General features: G+C 56.9%; 21 protein-coding genes. 11 read left to right on the top strand and 10 right to left on the bottom strand.

All coding sequences use genetic code 11. From position 1 onward, the window contains the following. The first annotated feature begins 9 nt into the window (after positions 1 to 9). Positions 10 to 1,692, top strand: a complete 1,683-nt coding sequence (locus QQF33_RS11140; RefSeq protein WP_285157814.1) for a putative frv operon regulatory protein — start codon at positions 10 to 12, stop codon at positions 1,690 to 1,692. A 44-nt stretch (positions 1,693 to 1,736) separates the two neighbouring features. Here QQF33_RS11140 and QQF33_RS11135 read toward each other — a convergent pair whose 3' ends face one another. Together QQF33_RS11135 and fdhD are read right to left on the bottom strand one after the other, a co-directional pair. After that, on the bottom strand, positions 1,737 to 1,949 hold the full coding sequence (locus QQF33_RS11135) for a YdgH/BhsA/McbA-like domain containing protein (protein ID WP_282492183.1): 213 nt from the start codon (positions 1,947 to 1,949) through the stop codon (positions 1,737 to 1,739). A gap of 112 nt (positions 1,950 to 2,061) precedes the next feature. Further along, positions 2,062 to 2,898, bottom strand: a complete 837-nt coding sequence (gene fdhD / locus QQF33_RS11130) for a formate dehydrogenase accessory sulfurtransferase FdhD (RefSeq protein ID WP_285148608.1) — start codon at positions 2,896 to 2,898, stop codon at positions 2,062 to 2,064. Between the two features lie 388 nt (positions 2,899 to 3,286). Here fdhD and fdnG point away from each other — a divergent pair, with 388 nt between their 5' ends. The 4 genes from fdnG to fdhE are packed head-to-tail and all read left to right on the top strand — an operon-like array spanning position 3,287 to position 8,810. Further along, positions 3,287 to 6,337, top strand: coding sequence for a formate dehydrogenase-N subunit alpha (gene fdnG / locus QQF33_RS11125; RefSeq protein ID WP_285157813.1), 3,051 nt, complete (start codon positions 3,287 to 3,289; stop codon positions 6,335 to 6,337). A gap of 12 nt (positions 6,338 to 6,349) precedes the next feature. Further along, complete coding sequence (gene fdxH, locus QQF33_RS11120) at positions 6,350 to 7,252, top strand: formate dehydrogenase subunit beta (protein ID WP_095284023.1); 903 nt, start codon at positions 6,350 to 6,352, stop codon at positions 7,250 to 7,252. Further along, entirely contained in the window at positions 7,249 to 7,884 is a 636-nt protein-coding gene (fdoI, locus tag QQF33_RS11115; protein ID WP_095284024.1) for a formate dehydrogenase cytochrome b556 subunit, read from the top strand. The genes fdxH and fdoI overlap by 4 nt, the downstream gene beginning before the upstream one ends. After that, complete coding sequence (gene fdhE / locus QQF33_RS11110) at positions 7,881 to 8,810, top strand: formate dehydrogenase accessory protein FdhE (RefSeq protein WP_282492186.1); 930 nt, start codon at positions 7,881 to 7,883, stop codon at positions 8,808 to 8,810. The genes fdoI and fdhE overlap by 4 nt, the downstream gene beginning before the upstream one ends. 39 nt (positions 8,811 to 8,849) lie before the next feature. Here fdhE and QQF33_RS11105 read toward each other — a convergent pair whose 3' ends face one another. Together QQF33_RS11105 and QQF33_RS11100 are read right to left on the bottom strand one after the other, a co-directional pair. Next, on the bottom strand, positions 8,850 to 9,221 hold the full coding sequence (locus QQF33_RS11105; protein WP_282492187.1) for a type II toxin-antitoxin system VapC family toxin: 372 nt from the start codon (positions 9,219 to 9,221) through the stop codon (positions 8,850 to 8,852). 3 nt (positions 9,222 to 9,224) lie between these two features. After that, positions 9,225 to 9,467, bottom strand: a complete 243-nt coding sequence (locus QQF33_RS11100; RefSeq protein ID WP_285148612.1) for a ribbon-helix-helix protein, CopG family — start codon at positions 9,465 to 9,467, stop codon at positions 9,225 to 9,227. A gap of 301 nt (positions 9,468 to 9,768) precedes the next feature. On the opposite strand from QQF33_RS11100, the gene QQF33_RS11095 reads away from it, so the two are divergent. After that, on the top strand, positions 9,769 to 10,011 hold the full coding sequence (locus QQF33_RS11095) for a type II toxin-antitoxin system ParD family antitoxin (protein WP_285146452.1): 243 nt from the start codon (positions 9,769 to 9,771) through the stop codon (positions 10,009 to 10,011). Continuing rightward, on the top strand, positions 10,004 to 10,291 hold the full coding sequence (locus tag QQF33_RS11090) for a type II toxin-antitoxin system RelE/ParE family toxin (protein WP_285157812.1): 288 nt from the start codon (positions 10,004 to 10,006) through the stop codon (positions 10,289 to 10,291). Before QQF33_RS11095 ends, QQF33_RS11090 begins: the two co-directional genes overlap by 8 nt. Before the next feature lie 5 nt (positions 10,292 to 10,296). Here QQF33_RS11090 and fabY read toward each other — a convergent pair whose 3' ends face one another. The 6 genes from fabY to QQF33_RS11060 all read right to left on the bottom strand — a co-directional run bounded on the left by fabY (position 10,297) and on the right by QQF33_RS11060 (position 15,045). Then, on the bottom strand, positions 10,297 to 11,238 hold the full coding sequence (fabY, locus tag QQF33_RS11085) for a fatty acid biosynthesis protein FabY (RefSeq protein WP_282492190.1): 942 nt from the start codon (positions 11,236 to 11,238) through the stop codon (positions 10,297 to 10,299). Between the two features lie 44 nt (positions 11,239 to 11,282). Next, positions 11,283 to 11,720 (bottom strand): D-aminoacyl-tRNA deacylase, encoded by a 438-nt coding sequence (gene dtd / locus QQF33_RS11080; RefSeq protein WP_285157811.1) that lies wholly within the window; start codon positions 11,718 to 11,720, stop codon positions 11,283 to 11,285. Beyond that, the gene (locus QQF33_RS11075) at positions 11,717 to 12,589 is read right to left on the bottom strand and encodes a virulence factor BrkB family protein (protein WP_285157810.1); all 873 of its coding nucleotides are present in this window, start codon (positions 12,587 to 12,589) and stop codon (positions 11,717 to 11,719) included. The genes dtd and QQF33_RS11075 overlap by 4 nt, the downstream gene beginning before the upstream one ends. After that, entirely contained in the window at positions 12,583 to 13,182 is a 600-nt protein-coding gene (yihX, locus tag QQF33_RS11070) for a glucose-1-phosphatase (protein ID WP_285157809.1), read from the bottom strand. The genes QQF33_RS11075 and yihX overlap by 7 nt, the downstream gene beginning before the upstream one ends. Before the next feature lie 131 nt (positions 13,183 to 13,313). Continuing rightward, complete coding sequence (locus QQF33_RS11065) at positions 13,314 to 14,114, bottom strand: DeoR/GlpR family DNA-binding transcription regulator (RefSeq protein ID WP_285146449.1); 801 nt, start codon at positions 14,112 to 14,114, stop codon at positions 13,314 to 13,316. 34 nt (positions 14,115 to 14,148) lie between these two features. Beyond that, positions 14,149 to 15,045, bottom strand: coding sequence for a sugar kinase (locus QQF33_RS11060; RefSeq protein WP_285157808.1), 897 nt, complete (start codon positions 15,043 to 15,045; stop codon positions 14,149 to 14,151). A gap of 159 nt (positions 15,046 to 15,204) precedes the next feature. Between QQF33_RS11060 and yihU the strand changes: the two genes are divergently transcribed. Genes yihU through QQF33_RS11040 form a run of 4 tightly spaced genes read left to right on the top strand, consistent with a single transcriptional unit; the run spans position 15,205 to position 19,129 of the window. Beyond that, on the top strand, positions 15,205 to 16,095 hold the full coding sequence (gene yihU, locus QQF33_RS11055; RefSeq protein WP_285157807.1) for a sulfolactaldehyde 3-reductase: 891 nt from the start codon (positions 15,205 to 15,207) through the stop codon (positions 16,093 to 16,095). A gap of 16 nt (positions 16,096 to 16,111) precedes the next feature. Beyond that, on the top strand, positions 16,112 to 16,987 hold the full coding sequence (yihT, locus tag QQF33_RS11050) for a sulfofructosephosphate aldolase (protein WP_285157806.1): 876 nt from the start codon (positions 16,112 to 16,114) through the stop codon (positions 16,985 to 16,987). Positions 16,988 to 17,002: 15 nt separating this feature from the next. Continuing rightward, complete coding sequence (gene yihS / locus QQF33_RS11045; protein WP_285157805.1) at positions 17,003 to 18,244, top strand: sulfoquinovose isomerase; 1,242 nt, start codon at positions 17,003 to 17,005, stop codon at positions 18,242 to 18,244. A 15-nt stretch (positions 18,245 to 18,259) separates the two neighbouring features. After that, positions 18,260 to 19,129 carry an aldose-1-epimerase gene (locus tag QQF33_RS11040; protein WP_285148630.1) on the top strand — a complete coding sequence of 290 codons (870 nt, stop codon included), beginning with the start codon at positions 18,260 to 18,262 and terminating at the stop codon, positions 19,127 to 19,129. Positions 19,130 to 19,142 lie beyond the last annotated feature (13 nt).

Genomic DNA, 19,142 nt, shown 5'->3' with positions numbered 1-19,142 from the left:
GGATGCAGCATGTTGAATGAACGCCAGTTTTCTCTGCTCGATGCCATCGAATCACAGCCCGTGTCCCTGAGCGTGCTGGCGCGGCAGACTGGCGTTTCGGCGCGCACCATTCTGCGCGATATTGATTATCTCAACTTTACCCTGAGCGGAAAGGCGCACATCCGCACGGCGGGTAACGCGCTGTATCAGCTGGAAATTGTTGATCGCAAAAGCTATTTCCAGCTTTTGCAGCGTCATGATAATGATGACCGGATGCTGGCCCTGCTGCTGATCCACCCGGTGATTTCCCGCGCGCAGCTGGCCGACGCGCTCAACTTGCCCGACAGCTGGGTCGCCGAGCGTTTACCCCGGCTGAAAACCCGCCACCAGCGGGCGTTCAGCCTGGCGAGCCGCCCCGGTGCGGGTCATTACATCGACGTCGATGAACACAAACGTTTTCTCCTGCTCGCCAATGTCTTTCGCAAAGATCCCTTTGTCTATCCCCTCACGGGTATGACGCCGGACGCTTACGCTCAGCTTCAGGAAGAGTGTCGTCGGCAGACGGACTGGCCGAATATCTCCCCTGACTATCGGGTGAGCATGATCCTCGCGGCCTGCGCGCTGCGGGAATGCCCACAATGCCCAGGCCCAACGATTCCAGAGAAAGTGCGGGAGCGGCTCAATCATCTGCAGCATCAGGCCGAGAGCATGACTCCCGAGTATGTCAGGGAATTGCTCGCCGCCAGTTCCAGCGCGGGCTCGCCGCATGTGGTCGATGCGCAGCTGATTGAGGATCTGACCGGCCATCTCAAACGCTGCGTGGCGATGCCGCAATGGCTGGCGGAAAATCGTCAGGGATCGATGAATCACCTGAAAGCCGCCTGGCCTGCCGCCTTTGATATGAGCGTGAAATTTATCAATCATCTGCGAACGGTGATGGATATTCCATTAATCGACAGCGATCTGCCGGGGCTGTACTTCGCCTGTGCGCTGGAGCGCCATCAGCACGAATCGACGCCAGTGATTTTATTGGCCGACCAGAACGCCATCGCCGCTATCAACAAAATGGCGATTGAGCGCGAAGTGCTGAACTGCCGGGTGATTGTGGCGCGCACGCCCGACGAACTTGATGCCATCTGCGAAGAGCTGACGCCTGCGCTTATCATCAACAACGGTCATGACACGCTGGATAACGGGCCGCGCCACGTCCTGACTATCCGCAATATCATCACCTCAGCCGGTATCGATCAGATCAAAGACTTCCTCGCTTCGGCGTTTATTCGCCAGCAGCCGGAACGGTTTTTCCCGCCGGAGGGCTATTTTCATTACCCCAACGCGGCAGGTGAAAGTTGGGCGCAAATTGTCGCGGCGATTGCGGCGCGGCTGTGCGCCGAAAAGCGGTTAACGCCCGAAGAATCACAGCGGATTTGCCAGCGCGAGCAGGAAGGGGAAAACCTGATTGTGAACCGCATCGCCATCCCCCACTGCTGGAGCGATCGTCAAAAACCCTTTCGCGGATTTTTCATCACCCTTGAGCGCGGACTTCTGGTGAACGGGGAAGAGGTACAACATCTGCTGATGGCCTGCGCCAGCGCGGCGAACCGCCAGGAGCTGAAAATTTTTAGCTTTCTGGCCAGCCAGCTGAACAGCCATTCGGCGGAGACGATTGAGAAAATCAGGGACTACGAGGGGTTTGTGGTGTTACTGCGCTAAGACCTGTCCCTGCTCCGAAGAGCAGGGGACAGTGGCGGCATAGCTTATTTGTTCAGTTCAGCCGTCATGTGCACACGGTTACCGGTAAATGCCTGGGTGATGGTGTAAGACGATGCACCAGCCTGCTGTGCCTGAGCGGCAATTTTCGCTTCTGCACCATCGATGGTAGAAGAGGTGGCGGTCACGGTATCAGCAGCGAAAGAACCGAAAGAAGCGGCCAGAGCGATAACTGCAACAAAAGTTTTGATGTTTTTCATGATGTAAATCCTTCATTTGGTTGTTTAGATAAGGCGTTGCGCCTTGATGTGATAATAATAGGCCTCATCACCAACAACGAAAAGCGGAAGGATTTGCTAAAGTCTTTCAAATTTACTGATTAATAATTAAGCGCTGTGGATGGGTGTAGATGGTGACGCGCCCCGGCTTGCAGAACCCCACCAGCGTCAGGTTACAGCGCTGGGCCACTTCCACCGCAAGGGTGGTCGCCGCCGAGACGGCAAACAGGATTTCGACGCCGCACATGGCCGCCTTTTGCACCATCTCATAGCTCGCCCGGCTGGAGACCAGCGCCGCACCCTGCTGCCAGGCTTCGCTCTCTCCGGCGCGACGCCCGAGTAGTTTATCCAGCGCAACGTGACGGCCCACATCTTCGTGACCGCCCGCAATTTCCCCCGATGGCAGGACCCACGCCGCCGCGTGCGTGCAGCCGCTCAGCTGGCCGATCGGCTGCACGTCGTTGAGATGCTCAAGGGCGCGATCGAGATGTTTGAGATTGAAAGTCTGGGTGAACGGCAGCGGGACAATCGGCTTGCCGATATCGTTGAGTTGCTCGACGCCGCACACGCCGCAGCCAGTGCGTCCGGCCAGCGCGCGACGGCGCTCTTTGAGGCCCATAAAGCGGCGGCTGGAGAGCTCGATTTGCACTTCCAGGCCGTTGCAGACCTTCACCACCTCCATGCCGTAGATCTCCTGCGGGCGCTCGATGATGCCCTCGGAGAGCGAAAAACCGATCGCAAACAGCTCGAGATCTTTCGGCGAGGCCATCATCACCACGTGGGAGATACCGTTGTAGACCAGAGCAACAGGCACCTCTTCCGCCAGAAAATCGGGGACGCCGTGGGTAATGTGAGGGGGTCTGTGTACCACCTGCTCCACAACGCCGACGGGCAGTGGAGACGAATGGGTATCACGATTCTGTTTTGACACAACGGTATTCCTGAGCAACCACAAAGGTGAGCCTGCTATTGCATCACAAACCGCAGGCCTTGCGCATAGTATGGATCAACTTTTCGGCAGCCATACTCATCAAGTTTACCTACTCATTTGGGAGTGGCACAACCGAAGCGCTGATACAGCTCTTTAACAAGCCAGGGCCTAAATGTGATCAATATCACACTTTATAATCATCAGAGTGATAATACGTTCACTTTGTATTAACCCCACCGGAACAGGCTTACCGACATTGTGGTATTCTCAAATCATATCCCTCGTGGAATTGAGGGAATACATCAAATTTTGAGCGTTATGGTTGTTTTGCAATCATGCGCGAAAACAAAAATGAGCATTGTCAGAAAGAACAAAAAAGGAGTGACCCATGCAGGTCAGCAGAAGGCAGTTCTTTAAGATCTGCGCTGGCGGTATGGCAGGCACAACGGCAGCGGCGCTGGGCTTTGCCCCTGGTGTAGCGCTGGCGGAGACGCGGCAGTACAAACTGCTGCGCACCCGCGAAACCCGTAATACCTGTACGTACTGCTCTGTCGGTTGTGGGCTGTTAATGTATAGCCTCGGCGACGGCGCGAAAAACGCGAAAGCTTCCATCTTCCATATCGAAGGTGACCCGGATCACCCGGTCAACCGTGGTGCGCTGTGCCCAAAAGGGGCCGGTCTGGTGGACTTCATCCACTCCGAAAGCCGCCTGAAATTCCCCGAATATCGCGCTCCTGGCTCCGATAAATGGCAGCAAATCAGCTGGGAAACGGCGTTCGACCGTATCGCCAAACTGATGAAAGAAGACCGTGATGCGAACTTTGTCGCGCAGAATGCCGACGGCGTCACCGTTAACCGCTGGCTCTCCACCGGCATGCTCTGTGCCTCTGCATCCAGCAATGAAACCGGGTATTTAACCCAGAAATTTACGCGCGCACTCGGTATGCTCGCGGTCGACAACCAGGCGCGTGTCTGACACGGACCAACGGTAGCAAGTCTTGCTCCAACATTTGGTCGCGGTGCGATGACCAACCACTGGGTCGACATCAAAAACGCTAACCTCATCGTCGTGATGGGTGGAAACGCGGCAGAAGCGCATCCAGTCGGGTTCCGCTGGGCGATGGAAGCCAAAATCCACAATGGCGCGAAACTGATTGTGATCGATCCCCGCTTCACGCGTACGGCGTCAGTGGCGGATTTCTACACCCCTATTCGTTCAGGTACTGACATTACTTTCCTGTCAGGCGTATTGCTGTACCTGATGACCAACGAAAAATATAACCGTGAATATACCGAGGCTTACACCAACGCCAGCCTGATTGTGCGTGAGGATTACGGCTTCGAAGACGGTCTGTTCAGCGGCTACGACGCAGAAAAACGCAAATACGATAAAACCAGCTGGAACTACGAGCTGGACGAAAACGGCTTTGCGAAACGCGATACCACCCTTGCCCACCCGCGCTGCGTGTGGAACCTGCTGAAAACGCACGTTTCCCGCTATACGCCGGAGGTGGTCGAAAACATCTGCGGTACGCCGAAAGCCGACTTCCTGAAAGTCTGCGAGTACATCGCCGAAACCAGCGCCCACGATAAAACCGCGTCGTTCCTCTACGCGCTGGGCTGGACGCAGCACTCCATCGGCGCGCAGAACATTCGCACCATGGCGATGGTTCAGCTGCTGCTCGGCAATATGGGGATGGCAGGCGGCGGTGTGAACGCCCTGCGCGGTCACTCCAACATTCAGGGCCTGACGGACCTCGGCCTGCTGTCGCAGAGCCTGCCGGGCTACATGACGCTGCCGAGCGAAAAACAGACCGACATCCAGACCTACCTGACCGCCAACACGCCGAAACCGCTGCTGGAAGGCCAGGTCAACTACTGGGGCAACTACCCGAAATTCTTCGTCTCGATGATGAAAGCCTTCTACGGCGATAAAGCGACGGCGGAAAACAGCTGGGGCTTTGACTGGCTGCCGAAGTGGGACAAGGGTTACGACGTTCTGCAGTATTTCGAGATGATGCACCAGGGCAAAGTGAACGGCTATCTGTGCCAGGGCTTTAACCCGGTCGCCTCGTTCCCGAATAAAAACAAGGTGGTGGAGTCTCTGTCGAAACTGAAATTCCTGGTGACGATTGACCCGCTCAATACCGAAACGTCCACGTTCTGGCAGAACCACGGCGAATCGAACGACGTCGATCCGTCGAAAATTCAGACCGAAGTGTTCCGCCTGCCATCCACCTGCTTCGCGGAAGAGAACGGCTCGATCGTTAACTCCGGTCGCTGGTTGCAGTGGCACTGGAAAGGCGCGGACGCCCCGGGCATCGCCCTGAACGACGGCGAGATCCTGGCCGGTATCTTCCTGCGCCTGCGCAAGATGTACGCGGCAGAGGGCGGGGCGAATCCGGAACAGGTTCTGAACATGGCCTGGAACTATTCGACGCCTGACAATCCGGCCCCTGAAGAGGTGGCGATGGAGAGCAACGGTAAAGCGCTGGCGGATGTGATTGATCCGGCCACCGGCACCGTGCTGGCGAAGAAAGGCGATCAGCTGAGCACCTTTGCGCATTTGCGCGATGACGGCTCCACCGCCAGCGGCTGCTGGATTTTCGCCGGAAGCTGGACGCCGAAAGGCAACCAGATGGCGAACCGCGATAACGCCGATCCGTCGGGCCTCGGCAATACGCTGGGCTGGGCATGGGCGTGGCCGCTAAACCGCCGCATTCTCTATAACCGTGCTTCCGCTGACCCGCAGGGTAAACCCTGGGATCCGAAGCGCCAGCTCCTGAAGTGGGACGGCGCGAAATGGGGCGGTGTGGATATTCCGGACTACAGCGCAGCCGCACCGGGCAGCGACGTCGGGCCGTTTATCATGCAGCCAGAAGGCATGGGCCGCCTGTTTGCCATCGATAAAATGGCAGAAGGACCGTTCCCGGAACACTACGAACCGTTTGAAACGCCGCTGGGGACCAACCCGCTGCACCCGAACGTGGTCTCCAACCCGGCTGCCCGTATCTTCAAAGGCGATTTTGAAGCGCTGGGCAAAAAAGATAAGTTCCCGTACGTCGGCACTACGTACCGTCTGACCGAGCACTTCCACTACTGGACCAAACACGCGCTGCTTAACGCCATCGCGCAGCCGGAACAGTTTGTGGAGATCGGCGAGAAGCTGGCGAATAAGCTCGGCATCGCGCACGGCGATACGGTGAAAGTCTCCTCCAACCGTGGCTACATCAAGGCCAAGGCGGTGGTGACCAAACGTATTCGCACGCTGAATGTACATGGGCAAGAGGTGGATACCATCGGCATCCCGATTCACTGGGGTTACGAGGGCGTGGCGAAGAAAGGCTTTATTGCCAACACCCTGACGCCGTTCGTCGGTGATGCAAACACGCAGACGCCGGAGTTCAAAGCCTTCCTTGTGAACGTGGAAAAGGTGTAACGGAGACGACTTATGGCTTATCAATCGCAAGACATCATTCGTCGTTCCGCGACTAACGGTCTCACGCCCGCGCCTCAGGCGCGGGACCACCAGCAGGAAGTGGCGAAACTCATCGACGTGACCACCTGTATCGGCTGTAAAGCCTGTCAGGTGGCGTGCTCGGAGTGGAACGATCTCCGTGACGAAGTGGGTCACAACGTCGGGGTGTACGACAACCCCGCCGATTTGACCGCCAAGTCCTGGACGGTGATGCGTTTCTCGGAAGTGGAACAGAACGACAAACTGGAGTGGCTGATCCGCAAGGATGGCTGCATGCACTGCGCCGATCCGGGCTGCCTGAAGGCGTGTCCGTCAGAAGGGGCTATCATTCAGTATGCCAATGGCATCGTCGACTTCCAGTCTGAGCAGTGCATCGGCTGCGGCTACTGCATTGCGGGCTGTCCGTTCAACGTGCCGCGACTGAACCCGGAAGACAACCGCGTCTACAAATGTACGCTGTGCGTCGACCGCGTGAACGTCGGCCAGGAACCGGCCTGCGTGAAAACTTGCCCGACGGGCGCTATCCACTTTGGCTCCAAAGAGGATATGAAAACCCTGGCGGGCGAGCGCGTGTCCGAGCTGAAAACCCGTGGTTACGACAACGCCGGTCTGTACGACCCGGCGGGCGTTGGCGGTACGCACGTGATGTATGTGCTGCACCATGCCGACAAGCCGAATCTGTATCACGGCCTGCCGGAGAACCCGGAAATCAGCGCCACGGTGAAATTCTGGAAAGGTATCTGGAAACCGCTGGCCGCCGTTGGCTTTGCCGCGACCTTTGCCGCCAGTATCTTCCACTACGTCGGCGTCGGTCCGAACCGCGCGGAAGAGGAAGACGACAATCTGCATGAAGAGAAAGACGAGGTGCGCAAATGAAAAGACGTGACACCATCGTGCGCTACACGGCGCCGGAACGTATCAACCACTGGGTCACCGCCTTCTGCTTCATGCTGGCGGCGATAAGCGGGCTGGGGTTCTTCTTCCCCTCCTTCAACTGGCTGATGCAAATTATGGGTACTCCGCAGCTGGCGCGCATTCTGCACCCGTTTGTCGGCGTGATCATGTTTGCCTCGTTTATCATCATGTTTTTCCGCTACTGGCACCATAACCTAATCAATCGGGATGATATCTTTTGGGCGAAGAATATTCGTAAGATCGTCGTCAACGAGGAAGTGGGTGATACCGGGCGTTATAACTTCGGTCAGAAATGCGTATTCTGGGCGGCGATTATCTTCCTGGTCCTGTTGCTGGCAAGCGGCGTGATCATCTGGCGTCCGTATTTTGCGCCTGCTTTCTCAATCCCGGTGATCCGGTTTGCGCTGATGCTGCATTCATTTGCCGCAGTAGCATTAATTGTGGTTATCATGGTGCATATCTACGCCGCCCTTTGGGTGAAAGGCACCATTACCGCGATGGTGGAAGGATGGGTAACCAGCACGTGGGCGAAGAAGCATCACCCGCGCTGGTACCGTGAGGTCCGCCAGAAACAGGAAAAGTCATCTGAATGAGTATTCGCATAATCCCACAAGATGAGCTGGGTTCGAGCGAGAAACGCACGGCGGAGTACATTCCGCCGCTGTTATTCCCCAGACTCAAGAACCTCTACAACCGCCGCGCAGAACGCCTGCGCGAGCTGGCAGAGAACAATCCGCTCGGTGAGTTTCTGCGCTTTGCGGCGCTGATCGCCCATGCGCAGGAAGTGGTGCTGTACGACCATCCGCTGCAAATGGATCTCACCGCGCGCATCAAAGAAGCCAATGAACAGGGCAAGCCGCCGCTGGATATCCACGTCCTGCCGCGCGACAAGCACTGGCAGAAGCTGCTGCACTCGCTGATTGCCGAGCTGAAACCCGAGATGAGCGGCCCGGCGCTGGCGGTGATCGAGAATCTGGAAAAAGCCTCAGACCTTGAGCTGGAAGAGATGGCGAGCGCCCTGTTTGCCTCTGATTTTTCCCTGGTCAGCAGCGATAAAGCACCGTTTATCTGGGCCGCACTGTCGCTCTACTGGGCGCAGATGGCGAGCCTGATTCCGGGAAAAGCGCGCGCAGAATACGGCGAAGCCCGTCAGTTCTGCCCGGTGTGCGGCTCGATGCCGGTCACCAGCATGGTGCAAATCGGCACCACGCAAGGTTTGCGCTATCTGCACTGCAACCTGTGTGAAACCGAGTGGCACGTAGTGCGCATCAAATGCAGCAACTGCGAGCAGACCCGCGATCTGAACTACTGGTCTCTCGAAGACGAGAATGCGGCCATCAAAGCGGAAAGCTGCGGCGACTGCGGGACTTACCTGAAAATTCTCTATCAGGAAAAAGACCCGAAAGTGGAAGCCGTCGCCGACGACCTCGCCACGCTGGTGCTGGACGCGCGCATGGAGCAAGAGGGCTTTGCCCGCAGTTCCATCAACCCGTTCCTGTTCCCGGGTGAAGGGGAGTAGTTTTCTGTGATAGTGCCGGGCAGCGCTTGCTTGCCCGGCCTACAGAACGTACGGCGTTTCTACTCCATTAATTCCGGCAAAATCTTTCGTGTTGCGCGTGATCAGCTGGCAATTTCTGACCTGAGCGCTGGCCAGGATAATGGCATCCGGTAACTTCATCCCGAACTCTGCACGCAGTAAGACACTCCGCTCCGCCACATCCCGCGAGACATCAATCACTTCAAACGCACCCAGCACCGCTGCGGTTTTGGCTTCCTGATGATATTTTCGTGCACCGACCATCACCTCCATCCAGGTGATCATACTGATCGCTCGGTGAGCTGCCCCATTTTCAATGGCATCCGCCGCCTCAACCTTATTGTTCAGGAGATCGATCAGAATATTGGTATCGAAAACAGCCATGCGCTCCATGCCTTACCACTCCTCACGCAGCTTACGCTCATACTCAAGGCCATCTTCCTGGCTATCGCCCCATAACCCTAACGCCTCCCGAATCACCGATGAACTTTGCCTGTCGAGATACTGCTCTACCGCTTCTCGTAGCAATTCGGCACGCGGTTTATTTCGCAGCTGCTTGAGATCATCAAGCCGCTGAAGGACATCGTCTGACAAATCGAGGAGTATTCTGCCCATATCCATTCCAGCCATTATGCTCATATATACTCCCAGTATATCATCGTGGTTAATTTGCAAACAAAATACACATCGAAAATGGGGTTTTAAAGCTCAATTTTGCAGCTGCGATCGTTTTTGCGAGCCTCTTTCCAGATTTTCAATTCCCTCAAAATCGTTCGTTTTCATCTGCTAAAAACCAGGTTATAACGCTGTGTATTCATACAGCTTTCAGGGAAGAATAATGATGACCGATTGTGTTCGCACGAATCGCGCGCTAAGGGTATTCCAGCCTGACGATGCCGGTGCTATCTTGTGTTGATAGATAACACAGAAGGATATCACTATGCCCAGAACCACAAGCATCACCATCGGTGAACACCTCGATCGCTTTATCAGTGAAATGATAGAAAGTGGGCGCTACGGCTCAACCAGTGAAGTCGTTCGCTCTGCTCTGCGTTTACTGGAAGAACAAGAGTTACGAACCGGCAAGCTTCGCGAAGCACTTGAAGAAGGGCTTCGCAGTGGTGAAAGCTCACTGTCATTACAAGAAATCGCGGCAAGGAAGAAACGCCATTTAAATGTATAAACTTTCAAACCTGGCAGCGGATGACTTCGGCGCTGTATATGAATATACGTGGAGGAAATTCGGCCCAGGGCAGGCTGATAAATACACTGACGAGTTGGATTTATTTCTCAGGTTACTGTCGGCCAATCCACAGATGGGCCGGGACTGCTCAAATATTATAGAAGGGGTTCGGCGCCATGATCACCGCCATCACAGCGTTTTCTATCAGCCATCGGATGACAGTATTTTTGTCATCCGCATCTTGCATCAGCAGATGAACCCCTTACTCCATCTGAAATAGAAGGATCACTCCTCCTCGTTCCCACCCTCTTCATACGGACCAAACGGCTTAGCTGGCAGCACGAGGTAAGTACCCTCGAAGATGGCGCCGGAGGATTCATCGCCAAACAGCTCGACCTGCATCTGCACGCGTGCTTTTCGTCCGCGCGCCAGGCGGTCCAGATCGCCGCTGAGGGAGCCTAAGTCCGCGACTGCGCTCGGTTTGCCGCTGATAGGGCTGCTGTAACGGATATGGGCGTCGGCGAGAATAATGGTGCCGCCGAGGTGGCGCTCGCGCAGCATCAGCCAGATCAGCCCCCAGCCGGTCAGGGTGGCAAGTGAGAACAGGCTACCGGCGAACAGAGTATGGTGCGGGTTCTGATTGCCGATTTCCGGCATGGTGGTAATGAATTTTTGCCCGGTGTATTGCTGGATACGCACGCCCATCTTTTCGCTCAGCGGGATGTGCTGATACCAGGCCTGCTGCAGCTGGCCGCACCAGTCGGCGCGGTGGAGAATATCGTCGAGGGTGGCGATGGGTTTGATCATCAAAAAATGACGAATCGGGGTGGTTTGCGGCGCGGTGATTTCGCCTTCGTTGACGAAACCGAGCTTGGAGAAAAACTCCACCGCATCTTCGCGGGCGCTACAGGTGACGCGTTTCACGCCCTCCTGACGGGCAACGGATTCGAGCGTCATCGCCATCAGGGTGCCAAGTCCTTTGTCCTGCACGGACGGGTGCACGGCCATAAAGCGGATCGAGGCTTCGTTATCGGCATTGATATACAAACGCCCGACGGCAACCAGGTTGCCCTCTTCGTCCACCACCATCTGATGATGCGCCATCGCATCCCAGGCGTCGCGCTCGGAGCCTTTTGGCTGATGCAACGGTTTACGCAGCATTTCCCAGCGGAAGTGATAGTAAACCTCTAATTCTTCTTCTGTTTGCGGTACTCGAAGGTGATACATAGCTGTACTCTCTCTTGTTACCCGCGGCCATGCCGCCAGCTGGCTCATACCTGGAGCCAGAACGTGACGGGGCCATCGTTCACCAGCGAAACCTGCATATCTGCAGCGAATCGTCCGGTTTGCGTGTTCATTTCCTGTTGGCGACAACGTTCAGCAAAGTATTCGTAAAGCGCTTCTGCGCGGTCCGGTGCGGCGCCTTTAGAGAACCCCGGACGCATGCCGCGCTCCGTGTCGGCGGCCAGGGTGAACTGCGACACCACCAGCACGCTGCCACCCGCCTGCTGAACGTTAAGATTCATCTTCCCTTCGGCATCGCTGAAAATGCGATACCCGAGCACACGCTCGCACAGACGATTTGCTTTTTGTTCGTCGTCATCCTTTTCGACACCTAACAACACCAAAAGTCCTGGGCCAATTTCACCCGTCACCTCATCCTCCACGGTGACGCTGGCACGGGTTACGCGCTGAATCAATGCAATCATGGTTGTTCTGCTTCTTCTTGTTCTGCGGCTTGTTTGAGTTTGCGGTATTCACCGAGAGTGACAGTTATTTCGGCACCTAGCAAGACGATACACCAGGTCCAGTACACCCAGACAAACAAAATCGGGATCACCGCCAGCACGCCATAAATCAGCTGGTAAGAGGGGAACATGGTGATGTAGACCGCGAATCCTTTCTTGCCCAGCTCGAAGAGGACCGCCGCTACCAGCGCGCCGACAATGGCGTCCCGGTTGGGCACGCGCGTGGTCGGGACCACGCTGTAAAGCAGCCAGAAAGAGAGCCAGGAGAGGATCAGCGGGAAGATGCGTAACACGTTGTCGATCACGCTGTTCAAATCGCTCGCCCAGCGTAACGACAGGAGATAAGAGCTGATCGCCAGACTGGCCCCGGCCAGCAGCGGCCCCAGCGTCAGGATCATCCAGTACACGGCAAAGGAGTAAACTTTAGGCCGCGCCTTTTTACTGTGCCAGATGGTGTTCAGCGCGCTATCGATGGCGTACATCAGCAGCAGCGCCGTGACGATTAAGCCACATGCGCCCACGGCGGTCATCTTGCTGGAGTTCGCCACGAACTGCTCGATGTAGCCCTGAATCACATCCCCGGTAGCGGGAATAAAGTTGGCAAAAACGAAATGCCGCAGCTGCAGGCTGACGTCGGCAAACATTGGGAAGGCAGAGAACAAGGCAAAAATCACCGCCACCAGCGGCACCAGTGAGAGCAACGACACGTAGGCGAGGTTGCCCGCCAGCGTGGTCATGTTGTCCTCATCGATGCGCTGCCAGAGCAGTTTGATCCACGCCCGAAACGGACGCGTATGATGAGTGGCTTTTTGATGAACGGTTTTTAGCATAACTGCTTCGCAAAGTAGTTCGGTATCGTCTCTTTCCCGGTCACCAGGATCGACGTGATACCTAACTGGTTAGCTCCCTCTATATTATCGGCATTATCGTCAAAAAAGACCGTATCGGACGCGGAGAAACCTTCGGCCTGTAAGACGGCCTGGTAAATGCGCGCCTCGGGTTTGCGCATGCCCATCTCCTGCGACAGGTAGATTTTATCCGCTACGGCCTGGATTTGCGGGTATTCGTCAGGCCAGAAGGTGGTGTGCAGACGGTTGGTATTGGACAGGACGACCACGCGATGCCCCTGCTCGCGCAGTTTGTTCATGGTGTCGACAACCTCCGGGCGGAGCGCCACAAACACCGCCTGCCAGCCGTGAGCAAATTGCTCGTAACTTAAAGGCAGGTCCATCTCGTGACACATGGCTTCAGCGAAAGCTTCATCGCTGATTTCACCCCGCTCATGCTGATGGAACGCCTCTCCCATAGTGAAATTCTGCTTAAGCGTCGCCAGTGGCACACGGCTAAAATCGCTCCATGCCCCCAGCACTCGATTGAAATCGATATCGACGATGACATTTCCTAAGTCAAAGATATAAAGCATGTTTATCCCCTTCGCGCCGTGGAGAAATAACTGTAGCGGGAAAGAGAGGCTTTGGCTATGCGCCAGATTCAGGTTAGAGCAAGAGAGGAAACTCCCCGACGCATCAGTCGCCGGGGATGGAAATGCAGAGGTTAACCGGCCTGCTGTTCATCGCTGGAGCTGACTTCGACCAGTTCGACTTTGCTGGATTTCAGCAGGCTTTGCAGCCCAGAGCCGGGAAGTTCGTCGGTGAACAACGCCGTGACCTGCGAAACATTACCAATTTCGACGGCTGCCGAGGCCTGATATTTGGTGTGATCGGCCGCAAGTAAGACATGCCGCGAATGGGCGATCATCGTTTTCACAACGCTGGCTTCATTGACATCAAACTCCATCATCGCCCCGTCGCTCTCGATAGCGCCTACGCTGGTGACCAGATAATCCGCCCGGAAACCGGAGACAAACGCGGTCGCGGCGGGCCCGATAATCCCGCCGTTGTGCGCGCGCAGCGTGCCGCCCGGCACCATCACTTCAAAGCGCGGATTTTTATACAGGATATGCGCCACCCGCAGGCTGTTGGTGATGATGCGCAGGTGGTTGTGATTAAGCAGCGCACGCGCGACGTGTTCCACAGTGGTGCCGATGGTGATAAAAATCGTCGAGCCGTCCGGGATATAGTCCGCAATGGCTTCCGCGATCGCGCGCTTCTCTTCCGTTAACGAGACTTCACGCTGCTCAAACGCCGTATTGACCACGCTGGAGGCGCGGCCTGCACCTCCGTGATGGCGCGTAATCAAGCCCTGCTCGCTGAGTTTGCGGATATCCCGACGCACAGTCTGCGTGGAGACATCCAGCAGTTGCGCCAGTTCATCAATGTTCATGTAGCCGCGATCGGCGATCAACGTCAGCAGTTGATCGTGTCGCGGATTACCGGTCAGTTCAGTCAGGCTCATGGGCTGTCCTCGAAATACCATCACGCCCCGCATTTTATACAAAAAGTGACAAGAAAGAGCGGGTTTGATCACAGTCAGGGATGCCAGCACGTCCGCCGGGACGCGTACACTTGAGCGCGGCAACGGCGCTGGCAAACTGAACCGCCTCTGCCACCCGCGCTTTCTGCGCCAGACTCACCGCCAGTGCGCCATGAAAAACGTCGCCCGCGCCCGTGGTATCCACCACTTCCACGCTAAAACCGGGCTGATGGCAAAGCTCTCCGGCCTCAAGCCAGTAACAGCCCTCTTTGCCCTGGGTGACGTAAACATGTCCATTTGTGAGCGTTTGTGCTTTTTTCAGTGCGTCGACGGGTGAAGAGAGGCTGGTCAGGCGCTGCAGGCCCGGTGCGGAGAAGGCTGCGTGATCGCTCAAGGCCACCAGCTCGCTGATATCCTGCGGCGTGATATCCGCATCCAGCACCGTCGTCACGCCCTGCTCACGTGCGCAGGTAAAAGCCTGCTTTGCCCCGTCGTGCCAGCGCACATCCGCCAGCACCACGTCCCATTGAGAGAAGTCGATTTCGCGCAGCCAGTCCGCCTCCGCCGGGAGATCCGGGCTGGGATAGTTGGCAATAATGCGCTCGCCGCTGGCATCCACCAGTACCGCAGATTGCGAAGAGCGCGCCCCTTTCACGACGCGGGTGTAGCGGGTGTTGACCCCCAGGGACTCCAGCTCCGCGAGGAGTCGGTTGCCGGTATCGTCATCACCCACGCGGCCAATGAAGTCCACCTGTGCGCCCAGTTTTGCCGCGGCCACTGCCGCCGTCGCCGCCGGGCCACCGCCCACTTCCGTATAGTTATTCGCGACATACTTTCCGCCTTCCTTTGGTAAATCACTGAGATACCAGATGCGATCCAGCACGGTGATGCCAACACACACGATTCGAGTCATGGTTTTTCCTTATGCGTTTTTGATGCCTCTCATTTTAATTTCACAAAATGTTTAAAAAGTGACCCATGTCTATTTTTTGACTATAAATTACAAATACGATCAAAAACAGACACCACAAACGCTCACTAATTGACAATTTGTGACAAGCAGGAGAGAGGAATGTCAGCAATCGCATTTATAGGTTTAGGGCAGATGGGCGCGCCGATGGCGAGCAATCTGCTTAAGCAGGGCCACCAGCTGCAGGTATTTGATGTGAATCCTGAGGCGGTTCAGGCGCTGGTCGCAAAGGGGGCGCAAGCGGCGACGACGCCCGCGGATGCAGCAAGCGACGCCGAGTTTGTTATCACCATGCTGCCCAACGGCAATTTGGTTCGTGCGGTTCTGTTTGGTGAAAACGGTGTTTGCCAGGGGTTATCTCGCGAGGCGCTGGTCATTGATATGTCGACCATTCACCCGCTGCAAACGGACAAGCTCATTGCAGAGATGGCGGAGCGCGGGTTGAGCATGATGGATGTGCCCGTCGGCCGCACCTCTGACCATGCCATTGCCGGAACCTTGCTGCTGCTGGCAGGCGGCACGCCTTCGCAGGTCGAGCGCGCGACGCCGGTGCTGATGGCGATGGGGAGTGAACTCATCAACGCGGGCGGTCCCGGCATGGGGATCCGCGTCAAGCTCATCAACAACTACATGAGTATCGCCCTGAACGCCCTTTCCGCAGAAGCCGCGGTGCTATGCGAAGCCCTGGGGCTCTCTTTCGACGTGGCGCTGAAAGTGATGAGCGGCACGCCCGCCGGCAAAGGCCATTTCACCACCTCCTGGCCGAACAAAGTGCTGAAAGGCGATCTTTCTCCGGCGTTCATGATCGACCTTGCCCATAAAGATCTGGGGATTGCGCTGGATGTCGCTAACCAGCTGCACGTCCCGATGCCGCTCGGGGCAGCTTCCCGTGAAGTTTACAACCAGGCGCGCGCCGCCGGACGCGGCCGCGAAGACTGGACCGCGATTCTCGAGCAAGTTCGGGCGTCTGCCGGGCTGAACCACACACGTTAATGAAAAGGACTGAAGAATGACCCCTTATACCCTGAAAGATATCACCCGACCTTCCGGCGGTTTCGCCATGCTGGCCGTCGATCAGCGTGAAGCGATGCGCCTGATGTTTGCCGCTGCGGGCGAAAAACTGCCGGTCACCGACCAGCATTTAACGGATTTCAAAGTCAACGCGGCAAAAATCCTCTCGCCTTACGCCTCGGCCATCCTGGTCGATCAGCAGTTTTGCTATCGCCAGATCGTCGAGCAACACGCCGTCGCCAAAAGCTGCGCGATGATTGTCGCCGCCGATGAATTTATTCCGGGGAACGGACTTCCGGTCGACAGCGTCGTTATTGATAAAAGCATCGATGCCCAGGCGGTACGACGCGACGGCGGCAAAGCGCTGAAACTGCTGGTGTTGTGGCGCAGCGATGAAGATCCGCAGCAGCGCCTTGAGATGGTAAAAGCCTTTAATCAGCTGTGTCACAGCCAGGGGCTGCTCAGCATCATTGAACCGGTGGTGCGCCCACCGCGCCGCAGCGCGGCATTCAACCGTGAGCAGGCCATCATCGATGCGGCGAAAGAGCTGGGTGATAGCGGGGCCGATCTCTACAAAGTCGAAATGCCGCTGTTCGGAAAAGGCACGCAGCAAGAGCTGCTGGCCGCCTCGCAAAAGCTGAATGAGCAGATCGCGATGCCGTGGGTGATCCTCTCTTCCGGCGTTGATGACAAACTCTTCCCGCGCGCCGTACGCGTGGCGATGCAGGCGGGCGCCTCCGGCTTCCTGGCTGGTCGCGCCGTGTGGTCGTCCGTGGTGGGTCTGCCGGACACGGAGCTGATGCTGCGCGATGTCTCTGTGCCAAAACTGCAGCGTTTGGGTGAGATTGTTGACGAAATGATGGCAAGTCGCTGAAAGAGGGATTGAACAATGAAATGGTTTAACACACTGAGCCACAACCGCTGGCTGGAACAAGAGACCGATCGCATTTTTGATTTTGGCAAAAACGCCGCCGTTCCGACCGGTTTTGGCTGGCTGGGTAATACCGGGCAGGTGAAAACGGATATGGGGACGCATCTGTGGATCACCGCTCGCATGCTGCACGTCTACGCCGTGGCCGCCGCGATGGGCCGCCCTGGCGCGTATGCCCTGGTGGAGCACGGGATTAATGCCCTGAACGGTGCGCTGCGCGATAAAGAGTATGGCGGCTGGTACGCCTGCGTGAACGACGAAGGCGTTATCGATGCCTCCAAGCAGGGCTATCAGCACTTCTTCGTGTTACTCGGTGCGGCCAGCGCCGTGACGACGGGCCATCCGCAAGCGCGCCAGCTGCTGGATGACGCCATCGAGGTTATCGAGAAGTATTTCTGGAGCGAACAGGAGCAGATGTGCCTGGAATCCTGGGATGAAGCCTTCAGCAAAACCGAGGATTACCGCGGCGGCAACGCCAATATGCACGCCGTTGAAGCCTTCCTGATTGTCTATGACGTCACCCACGACCGCAAATGGCTGGACCGCGCCCTGCGCGTTGCCTCGGTGATTATTCACGATGTCGCCCGCAAAGGGGAGTATCGCGTTAACGAACATTTCGACACCGACTGGAACCCGATTCGCGATTACAACAAAGACAATCCGGCGCACCGTTTCCGCGCTTACGGCGGTACGCCGGGCCACTGGATCGAGTGGGGCCGCCTGATGCTGCATCTGCGTGCAGCCCTGGAAGCACGCTTTGAAACCCCGCCGGAATGGCTGCTGGAAGATGCGAAAGGCCTTTTCCACGCCACCATTCGTGATGCCTGGGCACCGGACGGCGCGGACGGGATCGTCTACACCGTCGACTGGGACGGCAAACCTATCGTCCGCGAACGCGTGCGCTGGCCGATCGTCGAAGCCATGGGAACAGCCTACGCGCTCTATACCGTCACCGGCGATCCGCAGTATGAAGCCTGGTATCTGACCTGGTGGGAGTACTGCATAAAGTACCTGATGGACTACGAAAATGGCTCGTGGTGGCAGGAGCTGGATACCAACAACGAAGTGACCACCAAAGTCTGGGACGGCAAGCAGGATATTTACCATCTGCTGCACTGCCTGGTGATCCCGCGTCTGCCGCTCGCTCCGGGTCTTGCACCTGCCGTCGCGGCCGGGCTGCTGGACTGCAACGCGAAGTAATTCCAGGAGAAGGGCATGCATAAAAGTGGCAAAACCCTCGTCCTGAATGCGGGCGATTACCGGGCTGAAATCGTCACCGTGGGCGCTGGGCTGGCTTCCCTGACGCATCGTGGGCGTCACCTTGTGATCCCGCACGCGCCGGAAGAGATGCCGTTAGCCCATCTGGGAAAAGTCCTGATTCCCTGGCCCAACCGCATCACGGATGGCCGCTATACGTTCGACGGTGAAACGCTGACGCCCGCCATCAACGATCGCGCCTCGAATACGGCGATCCATGGGCTGCTGGCATGGCAGAACTGGCAGATTGCCGGGCAGACGCCCTCAAGCGTTACGCTGACGGCCTTTTTGCCGCCGACCTACGGCTACCCTTTTATGCTTGCCGCTGAGATCACTTACCAGCTGGTTGAGTCTGCGGGCCTGAGCGCCCGTATTCTCAGCAAAAATCTCGGGGATCGTGCTGCGCCTTATGGCGCAGGCGTTCACCCCTATCTGACCTGCAATCAGCAGCCTATCGACCGCTGCGAGTTGCAGCTGCCCGCCTGCGATATTTTTGACGTTCCGACATCAACGCGCGGCGCGGTCAGGGAACTGGATTTCCAGGCACCGCGCACCATCGGCTCGACGCAGATCGACCACACCTTTCACCCGTTGGACGTCGGGTCTCGCTGGGAAGTCAGGTTAACGGACCCGCAAAGCGCGATGGCCGTTTGGCTGCGCTCGAACCAGCCGTGGATCCAGATTTACTCCGGCGAAAAGCTGGAACGAAGAGGCCTTGCGGTGGAACCGATGAGCTGTCCGCCGGATGCCTTTAACTCAGGCGTTGACCTGGTGGTCCTCGGACCGGGCGACGCCCATCAGATGAGCTTTGAAATTGGCTGCGAATAACTAAAACAAAGAA

The organism is Lelliottia wanjuensis, from assembly GCF_030238365.1.
Lineage (GTDB): Bacteria > Pseudomonadota > Gammaproteobacteria > Enterobacterales > Enterobacteriaceae > Enterobacter > Enterobacter wanjuensis.
The sequence above is the reverse complement of the archived record's forward strand: the minus strand, read 5'-3'. Positions and strand labels throughout refer to the sequence as shown.

What these genes read in the sequence shown, in the direction of transcription:
- QQF33_RS11040 (WP_285148630.1), top strand. Translation starts at nt 18,260, where the DNA reads ATGCATAAAAGTGGCAAAACCCTCGTCCTGAATGCGGGCGATTACCGG.
- QQF33_RS11140 (WP_285157814.1), top strand. Translation starts at nt 10, where the DNA reads ATGTTGAATGAACGCCAGTTTTCTCTGCTCGATGCCATCGAATCACAG.
- QQF33_RS11095 (WP_285146452.1), top strand. Translation starts at nt 9,769, where the DNA reads ATGCCCAGAACCACAAGCATCACCATCGGTGAACACCTCGATCGCTTT.
- fdxH (WP_095284023.1), top strand. Translation starts at nt 6,350, where the DNA reads ATGGCTTATCAATCGCAAGACATCATTCGTCGTTCCGCGACTAACGGT.
- QQF33_RS11090 (WP_285157812.1), top strand. Translation starts at nt 10,004, where the DNA reads ATGTATAAACTTTCAAACCTGGCAGCGGATGACTTCGGCGCTGTATAT.
- fabY (WP_282492190.1), bottom strand. Translation starts at nt 11,238, where the DNA reads ATGTATCACCTTCGAGTACCGCAAACAGAAGAAGAATTAGAGGTTTAC.
- yihT (WP_285157806.1), top strand. Translation starts at nt 16,112, where the DNA reads ATGACCCCTTATACCCTGAAAGATATCACCCGACCTTCCGGCGGTTTC.
- QQF33_RS11060 (WP_285157808.1), bottom strand. Translation starts at nt 15,045, where the DNA reads ATGACTCGAATCGTGTGTGTTGGCATCACCGTGCTGGATCGCATCTGG.
- yihU (WP_285157807.1), top strand. Translation starts at nt 15,205, where the DNA reads ATGTCAGCAATCGCATTTATAGGTTTAGGGCAGATGGGCGCGCCGATG.
- yihS (WP_285157805.1), top strand. Translation starts at nt 17,003, where the DNA reads ATGAAATGGTTTAACACACTGAGCCACAACCGCTGGCTGGAACAAGAG.
- yihX (WP_285157809.1), bottom strand. Translation starts at nt 13,182, where the DNA reads ATGCTTTATATCTTTGACTTAGGAAATGTCATCGTCGATATCGATTTC.
- QQF33_RS11075 (WP_285157810.1), bottom strand. Translation starts at nt 12,589, where the DNA reads ATGCTAAAAACCGTTCATCAAAAAGCCACTCATCATACGCGTCCGTTT.
- QQF33_RS11065 (WP_285146449.1), bottom strand. Translation starts at nt 14,114, where the DNA reads ATGAGCCTGACTGAACTGACCGGTAATCCGCGACACGATCAACTGCTG.
- fdhE (WP_282492186.1), top strand. Translation starts at nt 7,881, where the DNA reads ATGAGTATTCGCATAATCCCACAAGATGAGCTGGGTTCGAGCGAGAAA.
- QQF33_RS11135 (WP_282492183.1), bottom strand. Translation starts at nt 1,949, where the DNA reads ATGAAAAACATCAAAACTTTTGTTGCAGTTATCGCTCTGGCCGCTTCT.
- QQF33_RS11100 (WP_285148612.1), bottom strand. Translation starts at nt 9,467, where the DNA reads ATGAGCATAATGGCTGGAATGGATATGGGCAGAATACTCCTCGATTTG.
- QQF33_RS11105 (WP_282492187.1), bottom strand. Translation starts at nt 9,221, where the DNA reads ATGGAGCGCATGGCTGTTTTCGATACCAATATTCTGATCGATCTCCTG.
- dtd (WP_285157811.1), bottom strand. Translation starts at nt 11,720, where the DNA reads ATGATTGCATTGATTCAGCGCGTAACCCGTGCCAGCGTCACCGTGGAG.
- fdoI (WP_095284024.1), top strand. Translation starts at nt 7,249, where the DNA reads ATGAAAAGACGTGACACCATCGTGCGCTACACGGCGCCGGAACGTATC.